We start from the raw sequence: 14,964 nt of genomic DNA, 5'->3' as shown, positions 1-14,964 counted from the left end.
CACGCTCCCGCGGCGGAAACGGAGGAGAGATGCCGGATCCTGCGTACGAGCAGCTCCGCGTCTCCGTCCTGGGCCCGCTGCGCGCCTGGTACGGCGACCACGAGCTCAACCTCGGGCCGGCCCGCCAGCGCTCGCTGTTCGCTGTGCTGGTCGCGGACGCCAACCGCCTGGTCAGCCGAGACGAGATCATCGAGGCGGTGTGGGGAGCCGCCGCGCCCGCGACCGCGCCCGGCAGCGTCTACACCTACATCTCCGGCCTGCGGCGGGTGCTCGCCGGGGGCCCGGAGCGCCCGCCGGCGGCTGAGGTCCTGACCTCCGGCCCGGCCGGCTACTCGCTGCGCATCCCGGCCGGACACCTGGACAGCGACCGGTTCGCCAAGCTCTGCACCGCGGCCGAGGAGTTGCGGGCGGGCGGCGATTCGGGGGCCGCGGCGCGCGTGCTCGACGAGGCCCTGGAGCTGTGGCACGGCGACGCGTACGCGGGCATCTCCGGCGACCGCATCGAGCTGGAACGGACCCGCCTGGCCGAGCAGCGCCTGGCGGCTGTGGAACGGCGGGCCCGCATCGCGATGGAGCTGGGCGACGACGGCCTGATCGCCGAGCTCGCCGGGCTGGTCCGCGCCCATCCCCTGCACGAGCCGCTGCACGAGCTGCTCATCCAGGCGCTGTACCGGGCCGGCCGCAGCGCCGAGGCCCTGGAGGCGTTCCAGGCCGCTCGCCGGGTGCTGGTGGCCGAGCTGGGCGTCGAGCCGGGCCCCGCGCTGCGCGAGCTGCAACGCCGGGTGCTGGACGGCTCGATGGCCGCGACCGAGCCGCCCGCCCGGCCCGCCGCGGTGGTGCCCATCCAGGTCGCGCGGGCGATCCGCGACGGACTGACCGACCGGCCCCTGGTGGGCCGCGGCGACGAGGTCGAGCTGCTGCGCGGTCTGGTCCGGGCGGCAGCGCAGGGCACCGGCGCGGCGGTGTGGATCGAGGGCGAGCCGGGCATCGGCAAGACCGAGGTGCTGACCCGCGCCCTCTCCGACGCCGACGAAGCCGGCTGCGGCCTCTTCTGGGGTGTGGCCGGCGAGCTCGACCGGCACACTCCGCTGCAGGTCCTCACGCGCGCGCTGGGTCTCGCGTCGACGTCGGAGGATCCCCGGCGCGCCACCATCGCCACCGAGCTGCACGCGCCCGGCAGCGGCGAGAACGACGACGCCGGGCCGGCGATCGCGGCCGAACGGGTGCTCGCCTACCTGCGGGCCGCCTGCGCGATCACGCCGATCGTGCTGGTCGTGGACGACATGCAGTGGGCCGACGAGGCCAGCGTGCTGCTCTGGGACCGGCTGGTCGCGGCGACCGGGCACATGCCGCTGCTGCTGGTCGCGGCGGCCCGGCCGGAGCCGAACGGGCGCGAGCTGGCCCAGTTGCGCCGCAGCGTGCGGCTGCGCGAGGGGCACGTGCTGAGCCTGGGGCCGTTGCCGGCCGAGGCGACCGAGGAGCTCGTCGCCGCGGTGGTCGGCGCCCCGGTCGGCCCGCATCTGCGCGCGGTGGCCGGCCACTCGGGGGGCAACCCGCTCTTCGCCCGGGAGACCGCGGCGGCGCTGGTCCGCCGGGGCGCCGTACGGGTCGTGGACGGCCGGGCCGACATCGACGAGTCGGTGCCGGTGGAGGTGCCGGGCTCGCTGCTCGCCGTGGTCCGGTCCACCCTGGACTTCCTCAGCGACGACACCCAGGAGGTGCTGCGGCTGGCGGCCCTGCTGGGCACCGAGTTCGCCGTCGACGACGTCATCGCGGTGACCGGGCGGCCACCGTTCAGCCTGATGGCCAACCTCGAGGAGGCGCTGGCCGCCACGGTCGTGGTGGACGCGGGCGCCGAGCTGGCGTTCCGGCACCCGTTCCTGCGCGAGGCGCTGTACGCGAGCATCCCGCACGCCACCCGTTCCCAGCTGCACCGCCAGACGGCTGAGATCCTGGCCCGCGGCGGCAGCCCGGTGACCAGGGTCGCCGAGCAGCTGGCGGCGGAGACGCCGGTGCTCGACGCCTGGGTGGTCGGCTGGCTCACCGAACACCACGCCGAGGTGGTCAAGCGGGTGCCGCGGACGGCGCGGGAGCTGATCAGGCAGGTCCTCGCCACCGGCCTGCCCGGTGCCCGGCAGCGCGAGACCCTGCTCGTCGCCCTGGTGAAGCTGGAGTTCCGGGAGGGCAGCTACCCGATCGACGAGGCCCGCGAGGCGCTGGCGACCGCGACCGACCCGGGCGACCGGGCCGAGATGCGGCAGTTGCTGGCGGCGATGCGGTTCCGCCAGGATGCCCCGGGCGAGGCGATCGACCTGCTCACCGGCGCGGTCGACGATCTGGAGACCCCGGAGATCTGGCGGACCCGGCACCGGGTGCTGCTGGCCAACTTCCGCCGCGGCCCGCTGGACGACCTGGACCGGGCGGACCGGACGGCCCGGCGGGTCCACGACGAGGCGGTGGCGGCGGGGCAGCCGTACGAGGCCGCCTTCGCCCTGCAGACGACGTGGCTGACCAACTCGATCCGCCGCGACCACGAACGCGCGCTGGAGTACGTGGACCGCGCGCTGGAGATCATGCGGGACCACCCGACGTTCGCCGGCATGTATTTCGACCTGCTGGACAACCGGATGTTCACGCTGCAGAACCTGGACCGCCTGGACGAGGCGGAGCGGACCCTGCGCGAGGCCGCCCTCTTCGCCATCCGGCACCGGCTGCCGGCCACCCTCCAGGTCGCCTCCGCGGTGCAGTACTACTGGCTGGGCCGGTGGGACGACGCGACGGCCGAGGTCGGCGCGGTCACCGACGACGCACCCGGGATCACCTTCCTGGGCATGCGGGAGCCGGGCGCGGTGGGGATGCTCCTGCACGGTGTCGCGGCGCTGATCGCCGGTCACCGGGAGGATCGGAGTCTGGCCACCGCGCACCTGGACGCCGCCAACGCGCTGCCCGTGACGGACGCGGAGCGGGAGAGCTGCGATTTCCTCCTGGTGGCCCGGGCCCTGGTGGCGGAGCAGCAGGACCGGCCCGCCGACGCCCTGCGGGAGCTCGCGCCCCTGCTGACCCCCGAGTACGCCCCGATGATGCTGCGCCACCAGTGGCTGCCCGACGCGCTGCGCCTGGCCCTGAGCGTCGGCCGCCGGGACATCGCCGAGCAGGCGGCGGCGATCTGCGCCGCCGAGGCGGCCAAGGAGGTACGCCCGGCGCGTGCGTTCGCGGCGTCCGCGCGTTGCCGGGCGTTGCTGGCCGAGGACCCGGAGCCGGCGCTGGCCGCGGCCGAGCACTACCGGGCGGTGGGGCGGGTGCCGGAGCTGGCCGCCGCTCTAGAGGACGCGGCGGTGCTGCTCGCCGCGAACCGCCGCCCGCACGAGGCCGCGGCGACCGGCGGCGAGGCGGCCGAGTTCTACACCGTGCTGGGCGCGCGCTGGGACCTGCGCCGCACCCGGGAACGGCTGTTGGAATACGGAGTGGAACCGGCCCGCGGCACGTCCCGCACGGCCACTGTCCGCTGAGGATCCCGCGTACCGGCCGATCGCCGAGCGCCAATGTCCAAATGTGAGCGGTAACAAATTCGCCAAAGCACGCTACAGAAGGTAGCGGTAGGCGGCTGAGCTGCACTTTAGCGGATTTCCCGGCCAATCTCGACGGAGTGCTGCGTTCGGTTCTGGGGGTTTGTGGCCATGACCTTGACAGGAAAAGTTTGATAGTGCGTGAATGTGTTTCCAGATAGTAAATCCTCGATGCCACCCTTGAAGGAGTTCCCATGACCGGTATGTCCGGACACTGGAGACCCGCGCTTCTTTCCCTCAGCACCGCCCTGGTCGTGCTCGCCGGCGCGGGCGCGTGCGCGAAGTCCGAGGACAGCGACACACCCGCCGCCGGCGGCGCGGCGAACTCCGCCGGCGCCCAGGTGGCCCAGTCCGCCGCGGCCGGCGTGCCGACCTGCACGCTGGAGCAGTTCGGCGGCTCGAAGGTGGACCTGAAGACCGCCAAGATCGGCTTCTCGCAGTCGGAGAAGGAGGCCAACCCGTTCCGGATCGCCGAGACGCAGTCCATCCGGGACGAGGCCGCCAAGCTCGGCATCCCCAAGGCCAACCTGCAGACCACGAATGCCAACTCGCAGTTCAACAAGCAGATCAGCGACGTCGAGCAGATGATCGACTCGGGGGTGCAGCTGCTGGTGATCGCCCCGCTGAACTCCGACGGCTGGGACTCGGTCTTCGCCAAGGCCTCGGCCAAGAAGATCCCGATCATCACCATCGACCGCAAGATCAACGCGACGCCCTGCAAGGACTACCTGACGTTCATCGGGTCGAACTTCGAGGAGCAGGGCAAGCGCGCCGCCGACAAGATGGCCGCGGCACTGGGCAACAAGGGCTCGGTGGCGATTCTGCTCGGCTCACCCGGCAACAACGTGACCACGCTGCGTACCAAGGGTTTCAAGGACCAGATCGCCAAGGTCGCTCCCGACATCAAGCTGGTGTTCGAGCAGACCGGCCAGTTCTCCCGCGAGGAAGGCCAGAAGGTCACCGAGCAGCTGCTGCAGTCCAAGTCGGACATCAACGGCATCTACGCGGAGAACGACGAGATGGGCCTCGGCGCCCAGGTGGCGCTCACGGGGGCCGGCAAGAAGGCCGGCGACGTGAAGATCGTCTCGATCGACGGCACCAAGGGCGCGGTCAAGGCCATCAGCGACGGCTGGTTCTCCTCCGTCATCGAGTCGAACCCCCGCTTCGGCCCGCTGGCCTTCGAGACCGCCACCAAGTTCTTCAACGGTGAGCCGATCCCCGCCGACATCATCATCTCCGACCGTGAGTACGACGAGAGCAACGCCAAGACGGACCTCGCCAGCGCCTACTGAGTCACCCTCTCCCCCAGGAGTGCTCACATGACCGTCCCCCACCCCCGGATCTGGCGACGTCTCATCGCCATGACCACCGCCACCCTGACCGCCTCCGCCGGTGCCCTGATCGCCACCACCGCCCCGGCCGCGGCCTTCGTCCCCAAGACACCCCCGCTGACCACCCCGTGGACCAACCAGGTCTCGACCACCAACCCGCTGCCGGAATACCCCCGCCCGCAGCTGACCCGGCCCGACTGGCAGAGCCTGAACGGCATCTGGCAGTTCGCCGGGGCGTCCAACCTCAACACGCCCCCGGTGAACACGACGCTGGGCGAAGAGGTGCTTGTTCCGTACCCCATCGAGAGCGCTCTCTCCGGGATCATGCGCCATGAGAACTACATGTACTACCGCAGAACGTTCACCGTTCCGGCCGGCTGGTCCGGCCGGAACGTGAACCTCAACTTCGGCGCCGTGGACTGGCAGTCCAAGGTCTGGGTGAACGGCACGCTGCTCGGCACGCACGAGGGCGGCTACGACAAGTTCTCCTACGACGTCACGGGCGCGCTGCGGGCCGGCGCCAACGAGGTCATCGTCGGCGTCTACGACCCGACCGACGGCCAGGACATCCCGGTCGGCAAGCAGCGCACCAACCGCGGCGGCATCTGGTACACGCCGTCGTCGGGCATCTGGCAGACCGTCTGGCTCGAGCCGACCAACCCGGCCCGGATCACCCGGCTGGACACCACCCCGAACGTCTCCGCCGGCGCGCTGGACCTGGTGGTGCAGGCGGCCAACGCGAGCGGCCAGGCGGTCACCGCGCAGGTGCTCACCGGCGGCACGGTGGTCGGCACGGCCACCGGTACGGTCGGCGCCTCCCTGCGGATCCCGGTGCCGAACGCTCACTTGTGGACCCCGGACGACCCGTTCCTGTACGACCTGCGGGTCACCCTTGCGTCCGGTGACGTGGTGGGCGGCTACTTCGGCATGCGCTCACTGGGCAAGGCCATGCTCGGCGGCACCCTGCGCCCGACCCTCAACGGCAAGTTCGTCTTCCAGCTCGGCACCCTGGACCAGGGCTTCTGGCCGGACGGGCTCTACACCGCGCCCACCGACGCCGCGCTGCGCTTCGACCTGGAACAGCAGAAGTCGCTCGGTTTCAACATGGTCCGCAAGCACATCAAGGTGGAGAACGACCGCTGGTTCTACCACGCGGACCGGCTCGGCCTGATGGTCTGGCAGGACATGCCGGCGCTGGCCAGCGGCCGGGAGCCCTCGGCGGCCGGGCGCACCCGGTACGAGAAGGAACTCAAGGAGATGATCGACGAGCACAAGGGCATCACGTCGATCGTCCAGTGGGTGCCGTTCAACGAGGGCTGGGGCGAGTACGACGCCGGCCGCATCGCCGACCAGGTCAAGAGCTGGGACCCGACCCGGCTGGTGAACCACAACTCCGGCTCCAACTGCTGCGACTCCGACCCGGACCCGGGCAACGGCGACGTCATCGACGACCACATGTACGTCGGCCCGGGCATCACCCGGCCCCCGACAGCCACCCGGATCGCGGTCAACGGCGAGTACGGCGGCCTCGGCCTGCGCGTGCCCGACCACGAGTGGCCGACCGCGGGCAAGTTCGCGTACGAGTGGCTGCCCGACACCAACGCCCTGACCAACCGGTACGTGCAGATCACCGGCAAGCTGGCCGACCTGATCTCCACCAACGGCCTGTCCGGGTCCGTCTACACCGAACCGACCGACGTGGAGGAGGAGCTCAACGGCTTCTTCACCTACGACCGGCAGATCCAGAAGATGAACTTCGCCGCGGTCCGGGCCGTTCATCAGCGGGTGCTCGGCGCGGCCACCGGCACCACCCTGCCGACCGGCCGGCTCGCGTCCCTGCGGGTGACCACCCCGGGCTTCACCGACCGCTACCTGCGGCACGCCGGCGGCGCCGCCGTCACCTCGGTCATCAACGCCGGTAGCTCCACCGGGGACAAGCAGGACGCGACGTTCTGGGTCCGTGCCGGGCTCTCCAACAGCGCCTGCTACTCGTTCGAGTCCCGCAACTTCCCGGGCCAGTACCTGCGGCACCGCGGCTACCGGGTCTACCGGGAGGCGAACAACGGCGGCACGTTCAACGCCGACGCCACGTTCTGCGCCCGGCCGGGCCTGTCCGGCGGCGGCACGTCGCTGGAGTCGGCCAACCTGGCCGGCTACTACATGCGGCACCGCAACTCCGAGGTGTGGATGGACCAGAACACCGGCGGCTCCTTCACCAACGACGCGACCTGGACCGTGAGCAACCCGCTGTGGCGCAGCGGCGCGGACCTGGCCGTCGGGCAGAACCGGTCGTTCCGGGTCACCACCGCCGGCTACGACAACCGCTACCTGCGGCACCGGGACTCGCTGGCGCGTACCGACGTGATCAGCGCGAGCAGTCCGCTCGTCGACCGGCAGGACGCCACCTTCACCGTGCGCGCCGGGCTGGCCGACAGCACCTGCTACACGTTCGAATCGGTCAACTTCCCGGGCCGCTACCTGCGGCACGCCAACTACCGGGTGCAGACGGCGACGAACGACAACACGACCACGTTCGCGCAGGACGCCACCTTCTGTGCCCAGCCGGGCCTGGGCGGCGGCAGCGGGAACGTGTCGCTGGAGTCGTACAACTACGTCGGCTACCACTGGCGGCACTACGGGGAGGCCGTCTACATCGCCACCAACGGCGGCGGCAACACCTGGGACAACCCGGGCAGCTACGCCGCCGACGCCACCTGGAACAACGCCGCCCCGCTGGGGTAGCGCGAAAGTGAGTGGATCCATGGCACTGCTGGAAGTCGTCGATGTCGCCAAGGAGTTCCCGGGCGTACGCGCCCTGGACGGGGTCTCCTTCACTCTCCGGCCGGGCGAGGTGCACGCCCTGGTCGGGGAGAACGGCGCCGGTAAGTCCACCTTGATCAAGGTGCTGACCGGCGTCTACCAACCGGACGGGGGCGAGCTGCGCTACCGCGACGAGCCCGTCCGGTTCGGTACACCGATGGACGCCCAGCGGGCCGGGATCTCCACGATCTATCAAGAGGTCAACCTCATCCCCCTGATGAGCGTGGCGCACAACCTCTTCCTCGGCCGCGAGCCGCGCACCCGGCTCGGGCTGCTGGACGAGGGACGGATGTACCGCGAGGCCGGCGAGATCCTGCGCCGGTACGGCGTCACCACCGACGTACGCCGCCAGCTCGGCACCCTCGCCCTGGGCGCGCAGCAGATGGTCGCCCTGGCCCGGGCCGTGATGATCGACGCCAAGGTCGTCATCATGGACGAACCCACCTCGTCGCTGGAACCCCGCGAGGTGGAGACCCTGTTCGGGGTGATCCGGGAGCTGCACGCCCAGGGCATCGGGATCGTCTACGTCAGCCACCGGCTCGACGAGCTCTACCGGATCTGCGACACCGTCACGATCCTGCGCGACGGCCGGGTGGTGCACACCGGCAAGCTCGCCGAGCTGGAACGCCTCCGGCTGGTCTCGCTCATGCTGGGCCGGGACATGTCCGCCGTCCGCCGCGAGGGGTTCACCGGGTTCGCCGGCGAGCACGCCACCGCGGCGGACGCGGCCCCGGTGCTGGAGGTCGCCGGCCTGACCAGCCGGCACAAACTGCACGACATCAGCTTCGCGGTCCGGCCCGGCGAGGTGGTCGGGCTGGGCGGCCTGCTGGGCGCCGGGCGCAGCGAGACGATCAAGGCGATCGGCGGGGCGTACCCGGTGGACAGCGGCCGCGTCACGGTCGGCGGCAAGGAGCTGAAACGGCCGACCACCGTACGGGCGGTGCGGGCCGGCATCGCGACGCAGCCGGAGGACCGCAAGGCCGAGGGCATCGTGGCCGGGCTGTCCGTCCGGGAGAACATCGCTCTCGCGGTGCTGCCCCGGCTGAGCGCGTTCGGCCTGGTCTCGGACCGCAAGATCGACGAGGTGGTCCGCACCTACATGGACCGCCTGCAGATCAAGGCGTCCGGCCCGGATCAGCGGGTCGGCGACCTGTCCGGCGGCAACCAGCAGAAGGTGCTGCTCGCCCGGCTGCTCGCCACCCGGCCGCGGGTGCTGCTGCTGGACGAGCCGACCCGGGGCATCGACGTCGGCGCCAAGGCCGAGGTGCAGTCGCTCATCGACGAGCTGGCCGGTGAGGGGCTCGGCGTGGTGCTGGTCTCCTCCGACGCGGAGGAGCTGATCGAGGGGGCCGACCGGGTGGTGGTGCTGCGCGACGGCGCGGTCGTCGGTGAGCTGCGCGACGCCGACGTCACCACCGAGGCGCTGCTGGAGACGATCGCCGCCGCGGCGGTAGTGGAGGCTTCCGGTGACGAGTGAGTCAGTGACCACCCGGCCCGGCATCGACCTCGCCCGGATCCGGGCCTGGCTGCCGGCGTACGGCGTCTACGCGGCGATCGTGCTGCTGGTGCTCTACAACGTGGCGTTCACCCCGAACTTCCTGGCCTGGGGCAACCTGCGCATCCAGCTGATCCAGGTGGCCCCCGTGGTGATCGTGGCGCTCGGCATGGCGCTGGTCATCGGCACCGAGGGCATCGACCTGTCGGTCGGCTCGGTGATGGCGCTGGCCGCCGCGCTCATCCCGCTCTACCTCGGTTACGGCGTGGTCGCGGCGATCCTGATCTCGCTGATCGCCGGGGTCCTGGTGGGGCTGGTCAACGGCACCCTGGTCGCCCGGGTCGGGCTGCAACCGATCGTGGCCACCCTCGCCCTGTTCGTCGGCGGCCGCGGACTCGCCCTGGTCATCTCCGGCGGCCAGCTCAAGGACATCCGCAACGACGACCTGATCTTCCTCGGCTCAGGCGACTTCCTCGGCCTGCCGATGCTGGTCTGGATCGCCGCGCTGCTGGTGCTGGTCGTCGCGTTCATCGTGCGGCGCACGGTCTTCGGCCGGCGGCTGCTGGCCATCGGCGGCAACCGGCCGGCCACCGAGCTGGCCGGCGTGCCGGTCAAGCGGGTCCTGATCACCGTGTACGTGATCTGCTCGGTGCTCGCCTCGATCGCCGGTCTGCTCGCGGTCGCCCGCATCCAGTCCAGCGACGCCTCCGCGGTCGGCCTGCTCATCGAGCTGTCCGCGATCACCGCCGTGGTCGTCGGCGGCACCCCGCTGACCGGCGGCCGGGTCCGGGTCCTGGGCACGGTGGCCGGTGCCCTGCTCATGCAACTGGTGGTAGCCACGATGATCAAGCAGAACCTGCCGTCGTCCAGCACCGAGATGGTGCAGGCGGCCATCATCCTCATCGCCGTGTACGCCGCCCGAGAGAGGAAGGCCCGGTGACTCCCATCGTGTCGGACCCCCAGGCCCCCGCAGCGGCCGTCGCCACCGACGTCCGCCGGGCCGAACGCACCGACCGCATCGTCAGCCTGGTCCAGCGCCAGGGCGCGCTGGCGGTGCTCGTCGTGGTCGTGCTGGTCGCCGCGGCCTCGTTCCCCAACTTCCGCAGCTTCGACAACGCCGCCACCGTGCTGGTGGCGGCCGCCCCGCTCGCGCTGATCGCGCTCGGCATGACCTTCGTGATCATCACCGGGGGCATCGACCTGTCGGTCGGCTCGCTGTACGTGCTGGGCGGGGTGGTCTCGGCGTACTCGTCGCAGTGGGGCCTGCTGCCGGCGTTCCTGGCCCCGCTGGCCGTCTGCGGGCTGGTCGGCGTGCTGAACGGCATCCTGATCGCCTACACCAGGATGGCGCCGTTCATCGTCACGCTCGCGGCCCTGCTCGGCGCGCGCGGGCTGATGCGGGCGATCAGCGACGAGGGCTCCACGACGTACCTGGTGCAGAGCGACGCCTTCCGCAGCTTCGGCACCGGCTCGTTCCTGGGCATCGGCTACCCGGTCTGGCTGGTCGTGGTGGTCTTCGCGCTCGGCATCATCCTGCTGGCCCGCACCCGTTTCGGTCACGCGGTCCACGCCGTCGGCGGCAGCGAGGACGCGGCCGCGCTGATGGGCATCGCGGTACGCCGCACCAAGGTCTGGGTCTACGTCATGTCCGGCCTGCTCGCCGGCCTGGCCGGGGCGATCAACGCGGCCAAGCTGGGCTCGGGCGTCACGGTGCTGGGCATCGGCCTGGAGCTGGACGCGATCGCCGCCGTGGTGATCGGCGGCACCCTGCTGACCGGCGGCGCGGGCACCATCACCGGCACCATCGCGGGCGTGCTGCTGCTCGGCGTGATCCAGAACATGATCAACCAGGTCGGCAACGTGCCGAGCAGCTACCAGCAGCTCATCAGCGGGGCGTTCCTCGCCGTGGTGGTGGTCGCGCAGACCTACCTGGCCAGGCTGCGCCGGGTGACCTGAGACAATGGGATCATGAAGCCCACCTTCGTGTACGACGGCGACTGCTCGTTCTGCACCAGCTGCGCGCAGTTCATCGAACGCCGCATCCCGTCGCACGCCACGGTGGTGCCGTGGCAGTTCGCCGACCTCGACCGGCTGGGCCTGACGCTCGAGCAGGTCGAGGAGGCGGTGCAGTGGGTCGGCCCCGACGGCACGATCGCCTCGGGCCCGGACGCGATCGCCCTGCTGCTGCGGGACGCGGGCCGCCTGTGGGAGGTCCCGGGGCGCGCACTGCAGCTCAAGCCGGTCGGTCTGCTGGCGTGGCCGGCGTACCGCTGGATCGCGGGCCACCGCCACCTGCTGCCCGGCGGCACCGCGGCCTGCTCACTGCCCCAGGCCCAGCGCGACAAGCTCTACGGCACCGCTGGTTAGCAGCTCAGTAGGCGTAACGGCGCACCGTCTCCGGATGGATCACGACACGCAGCAGGTCACCGGCCAGCAGTGCGGCGAGGTCAGCGGCCCGGGTCGGGTCGTCCAGGTCCCAGTAGCGGGCAGCCAGGCGGGAGGCCAGCTCGTGGGCCCCGTCGGTCTCCACCGTGGTGCGGCCGGCCACGGACACCCAGCGCTCGCGCTCCCCGACCGGGGCGGCGACGACGATCGAGGCACGGGGGTCGCGGCGCAGGCGCCGCACCTTCAGCGACTCCGGCTCGGTGAAGAACTGGACCGTCCCGTCCGTGGTGGCCTCGAACCACACCGGCCGGGGCTCCGGCGGCACGTTTCCCGCGGCCACGGACAGGAAGCCGTGCAGCGGGCGGGCGAGGAACTCGAGGTCTTCGGCGGTCAGGCTCGATGAAGTGCTCATGACCCCGATTCAACCTCATCCGGCGGGCAGCTCAGTTCAGCTGGGCCGTGCCCAGCACGTGTCCATCGTGGTCGGCCACCGCGACCGCACTCACGTTGCGCAGCTGGATGGAGCTGGCCCCGGTGACCTTCGCGTTGCCGCTGGGGGTCGGGCCCCAGATCGCGGCCTGCTCGACCGTGCCGTCGGCCCGGCTCACCCGGCACACGAACGGGCCCTGGCCGCGCAGCTTGGAGACGTTCAGGTCGATCGACACCCCCCAGGTCTTGCCGGTGAGCACCGCCTGCCCGGCGAGGCCGCTGCCGTCCTCCGGCTCGAAGACCGCGGTGACCGCGGGCTGGCCCGGGCTCTGACTCTGGCCCTGGCTCGGCGCGGCGATCGGCGGCCCGGCCGGCGGGTCCTGGTCCCGGGTGGCGATCACGCCGACGCCGGCCGCAACGACCAGCACGGCCGCGGCCACGGCGGCCAGCCGCCGGCCGGTGCCCCGCCGGCGTTCGAGGGACCGTTCGGCCCGCATCCGGGCCAGCAGGGTCTCGATCCGTGCGGGGCTCGGCCGGCTGCCCGCCGGCACCGTGACGGGCAGCGCGTTCTCCAGGGACCGGAGCAGTTCCGGTACGGGCGCCAGCCGATCCAGCTCGGCACGGCACTCGTCGCAGCTCAGCAGATGCGCGTCGAGCCGGTCGGTGTCGGCGTCGTCGAGCCCGCCCAGCAGGTAACCGCCGAGCAACCGCCGCAGCTCATCGTGCTCGTGGTCGTGGCCGGGGTTCATCGCAGCACCCCCATCTCCTCGAACGCCTGCCGCAGCGCCCGCACCGCGTAGTAGGCGCGTGACTTGACCGTGCCCTCGGGCACCGACAGCTGCCGGGCGGCGTCCGCCACGGTCTGCCCCTCGTAGTACATGGCCTGGACCACCGCCCGGTGGTCCGCGGAGAGCCGTTCCAGCGCGTCGGCGACCAGCCAGCCCTCGACGAGCTGGTCGACGTTGTCGGCCGACGGCACCGACGCGACCGCGGCGTCATCGGCGACCAGGTGCGGGCGGCGCTGCTCGGCCCGCCAGGCGTTGGTGACCACGTTGCGGGCGATGGTGAGCAGGTAGGAGCGGGTCCGGCCGGGGTCCGGGTCGAGGTGGTCGATGTGCCGCCAGGCCCGCAGCAACGTCTCCTGGACCAGGTCCTCCGCCTTGTGCCGGTCGCGCACGTACCGCGAGATGAAGCTGAGCAGCACCGCGTAGTGCTCGGTGTAGAGCGCGGTCATCAGCTCCTCGTCGGGACTCACCCGTCGCCTCATCCGCTGCTCCCTCGTCGGCCCGCCACCCCGTTGTACCCCGGGCCGGGGTGCCCGGTTCGATCAGCACCGACAAAAGCGCCCGGCCCTCCCACCTGGGGAGGACCGGGCGCCTCGGCGCTACGGGGTCAGCACTTCACAATCGGCTCGGACTCCGGGTCCTTCGGGTCCTTCAACGGATAGTCCGGGCCGCCATAGCGGAAGGTCGTCGGGGTTCGCAGGGCCCCCGTCCACGGGGTCCAGTACGGCTCGTCGGGCTTCTCGATCTGCACGGGCGGCAGCGGCGGGTCCACCTTGAACTTGGGCCGCATGTCCAGCTGGAAACCGACCGTCGGGCCCTTGGTCATGCTGATGCTGCCGATCCGCGCCGCGTCGCCGTCGCTGGCCGGCTTGCCGTTGCCCATCTGGGTGCAGGGGGTGAGGCTGGGCGACGCCACTTCACCGAACCACTGGGCCAAGCCGGCCCGGGTGAACCGGCCTTCCCAGTTCTTGTCGTGGAAGTAGCCGATGTACTCCGAGTTGTAGGCGATCCACCAGGCGTTGCCGTCGTGCATGATGCCGAAACGCTTCGAGGTGCCGACCGGCAGAGTGTCACCGGGCTTGACGGTCTTGTGGATCTGGGTCCAGCCGCAGGCGTTGTAGCACTTGGCAACTCCGTCCTTCCAGTAGAAGACGAAGAGGTGCGGGTCGTCGTCGCCGTTGACCGAGCGGTCCACGGTCCAGCCGACCTCGACGGTCTGCTGACTGTCGGCCGAGCGCACCGCCAGCTCGGCCAGCGTGTGGTAGTCGCCCTCGACCAGCTTGGGCTTCTCGACGGTCAGGTTCGCCCAGGTGCCGTCGGTCTCGCCATCCTGCGCGCCGACGGCGTAGTGGAAGTTGACCACGCGGTCCGCGGCAGCCGCGGCCTTGACCGTCCCGGTGTTCGGCGGGGTGGGCGGCACGACGGTGGTGCGCGCCGACTTGAGGAATGCACCGTTGGCGCCCTGGCCGCCCTTGGGGGCGTACTCCCGGGTCGGCGTCACCGCACCGCTCTTGTCCGCGGGCGCCGCGTCCGCACCGGCGGCCGCGACGGCTTTGCTGCTGGCACCGGGCTTGGCCCGCTTGAGCCGCTGCGGCTTGGCGCCCCAGGGCAGCAGCTTCGGCGGCGTGAGGATGGCGTCGCCGGCCGCGGGAGTCTCCGGCGCTGTCTCGATGGCCGCCGGCGCAGTCTCGGCGGCTTCCGGCGCGGTCTCGGCGGTCTCCGGCGCGGCGGCGGCCGCGGGAGCCTCGGCCGTCTCCTCGGCACTGGCGTTCAGGGTCCAGACCGTACCCATCGTGCCGACAACGGCTACGGCTAGGCCGGCGGCGAGCAAACCGCGGCGTGAGTTCGACACGTGTCCGTCCTCGTTCTTCGGGGGGCTCGGAGGCGGTGGGCGAAGAACCTCCGGCACCGGCTCTCAGCGGCGGAGCTGACCATATAACGTTCTGAATACCCCTCGCCCCCGTCGAACGGCCTTTCCGCCTGAACGGCTGAGTCCGACCGCCGATCCGGTGAAACATCGGCGCACTTCATCCACAGTGTGTGTTCACGCAGTTGCTCAGGGGCAGGTTTCCGGCAACCGTTCTGAAAGAAGCAAAGACCCGTGAGGCTCTTTCGGGTATCGCGCTGCCGAGCCGCGTTCCCGCAGCACCGGA

Annotated in this window: 11 protein-coding genes; 7 read left to right on the top strand and 4 right to left on the bottom strand. The window is 71.4% G+C overall.

All coding sequences use genetic code 11. The annotated features are described in order from the left end of the window. Positions 1-29: 29 nt before the first annotated feature. The 7 genes from ACWEOZ_RS03560 (at position 30) to ACWEOZ_RS03530 (ending at position 11,579) form a co-directional block, all read left to right on the top strand. Positions 30-3,509, top strand: coding sequence for a BTAD domain-containing putative transcriptional regulator (locus ACWEOZ_RS03560; protein WP_451909167.1), 3,480 nt, complete (start codon positions 30-32; stop codon positions 3,507-3,509). A gap of 251 nt (positions 3,510-3,760) precedes the next feature. After that, positions 3,761-4,858: an ABC transporter substrate-binding protein gene (locus ACWEOZ_RS03555; protein ID WP_451909166.1), complete on the top strand. Its 1,098-nt coding sequence runs from the start codon at positions 3,761-3,763 to the stop codon at positions 4,856-4,858. A 27-nt stretch (positions 4,859-4,885) separates the two neighbouring features. Beyond that, a complete protein-coding gene (locus tag ACWEOZ_RS03550; protein WP_451909165.1) occupies positions 4,886-7,639 on the top strand; it encodes an AbfB domain-containing protein in 2,754 nt (917 codons plus the stop codon). A 19-nt stretch (positions 7,640-7,658) separates the two neighbouring features. Further along, complete coding sequence (locus ACWEOZ_RS03545; RefSeq protein ID WP_451909164.1) at positions 7,659-9,194, top strand: sugar ABC transporter ATP-binding protein; 1,536 nt, start codon at positions 7,659-7,661, stop codon at positions 9,192-9,194. Further along, positions 9,184-10,152, top strand: a complete 969-nt coding sequence (locus ACWEOZ_RS03540; protein ID WP_451909163.1) for an ABC transporter permease — start codon at positions 9,184-9,186, stop codon at positions 10,150-10,152. Before ACWEOZ_RS03545 ends, ACWEOZ_RS03540 begins: the two co-directional genes overlap by 11 nt. Then, positions 10,149-11,168: an ABC transporter permease gene (locus ACWEOZ_RS03535; protein ID WP_451909162.1), complete on the top strand. Its 1,020-nt coding sequence runs from the start codon at positions 10,149-10,151 to the stop codon at positions 11,166-11,168. Before ACWEOZ_RS03540 ends, ACWEOZ_RS03535 begins: the two co-directional genes overlap by 4 nt. Positions 11,169-11,180: 12 nt before the next feature. Then, complete coding sequence (locus ACWEOZ_RS03530) at positions 11,181-11,579, top strand: DCC1-like thiol-disulfide oxidoreductase family protein (RefSeq protein WP_433724164.1); 399 nt, start codon at positions 11,181-11,183, stop codon at positions 11,577-11,579. Positions 11,580-11,583: 4 nt separating this feature from the next. Here ACWEOZ_RS03530 and ACWEOZ_RS03525 read toward each other — a convergent pair whose 3' ends face one another. From ACWEOZ_RS03525 to ACWEOZ_RS03510, 4 genes are all read right to left on the bottom strand, one after another. Next, a complete protein-coding gene (locus tag ACWEOZ_RS03525; protein ID WP_451909161.1) occupies positions 11,584-12,009 on the bottom strand; it encodes a pyridoxamine 5'-phosphate oxidase family protein in 426 nt (141 codons plus the stop codon). A 31-nt stretch (positions 12,010-12,040) separates the two neighbouring features. Then, on the bottom strand, positions 12,041-12,775 hold the full coding sequence (locus ACWEOZ_RS03520) for a zf-HC2 domain-containing protein (RefSeq protein ID WP_451909160.1): 735 nt from the start codon (positions 12,773-12,775) through the stop codon (positions 12,041-12,043). Next, a complete protein-coding gene (locus tag ACWEOZ_RS03515; protein ID WP_451909159.1) occupies positions 12,772-13,293 on the bottom strand; it encodes a sigma-70 family RNA polymerase sigma factor in 522 nt (173 codons plus the stop codon). Before ACWEOZ_RS03515 ends, ACWEOZ_RS03520 begins: the two co-directional genes overlap by 4 nt. A gap of 125 nt (positions 13,294-13,418) precedes the next feature. After that, complete coding sequence (locus ACWEOZ_RS03510) at positions 13,419-14,663, bottom strand: neprosin family prolyl endopeptidase (RefSeq protein WP_451909158.1); 1,245 nt, start codon at positions 14,661-14,663, stop codon at positions 13,419-13,421. Positions 14,664-14,964 lie beyond the last annotated feature (301 nt).

It is taken from the genome of Actinoplanes sp. NPDC004185 (genome assembly GCF_053603475.1).
This window is presented reverse-complemented; position numbering and strand designations above follow the sequence as displayed.

What these genes read in the sequence shown, in the direction of transcription:
- ACWEOZ_RS03530 (WP_433724164.1), top strand. Translation starts at nt 11,181, where the DNA reads ATGAAGCCCACCTTCGTGTACGACGGCGACTGCTCGTTCTGCACCAGC.
- ACWEOZ_RS03550 (WP_451909165.1), top strand. Translation starts at nt 4,886, where the DNA reads ATGACCGTCCCCCACCCCCGGATCTGGCGACGTCTCATCGCCATGACC.
- ACWEOZ_RS03560 (WP_451909167.1), top strand. Translation starts at nt 30, where the DNA reads ATGCCGGATCCTGCGTACGAGCAGCTCCGCGTCTCCGTCCTGGGCCCG.
- ACWEOZ_RS03515 (WP_451909159.1), bottom strand. Translation starts at nt 13,293, where the DNA reads ATGAGGCGACGGGTGAGTCCCGACGAGGAGCTGATGACCGCGCTCTAC.
- ACWEOZ_RS03525 (WP_451909161.1), bottom strand. Translation starts at nt 12,009, where the DNA reads ATGAGCACTTCATCGAGCCTGACCGCCGAAGACCTCGAGTTCCTCGCC.
- ACWEOZ_RS03555 (WP_451909166.1), top strand. Translation starts at nt 3,761, where the DNA reads ATGACCGGTATGTCCGGACACTGGAGACCCGCGCTTCTTTCCCTCAGC.
- ACWEOZ_RS03520 (WP_451909160.1), bottom strand. Translation starts at nt 12,775, where the DNA reads ATGAACCCCGGCCACGACCACGAGCACGATGAGCTGCGGCGGTTGCTC.
- ACWEOZ_RS03545 (WP_451909164.1), top strand. Translation starts at nt 7,659, where the DNA reads ATGGCACTGCTGGAAGTCGTCGATGTCGCCAAGGAGTTCCCGGGCGTA.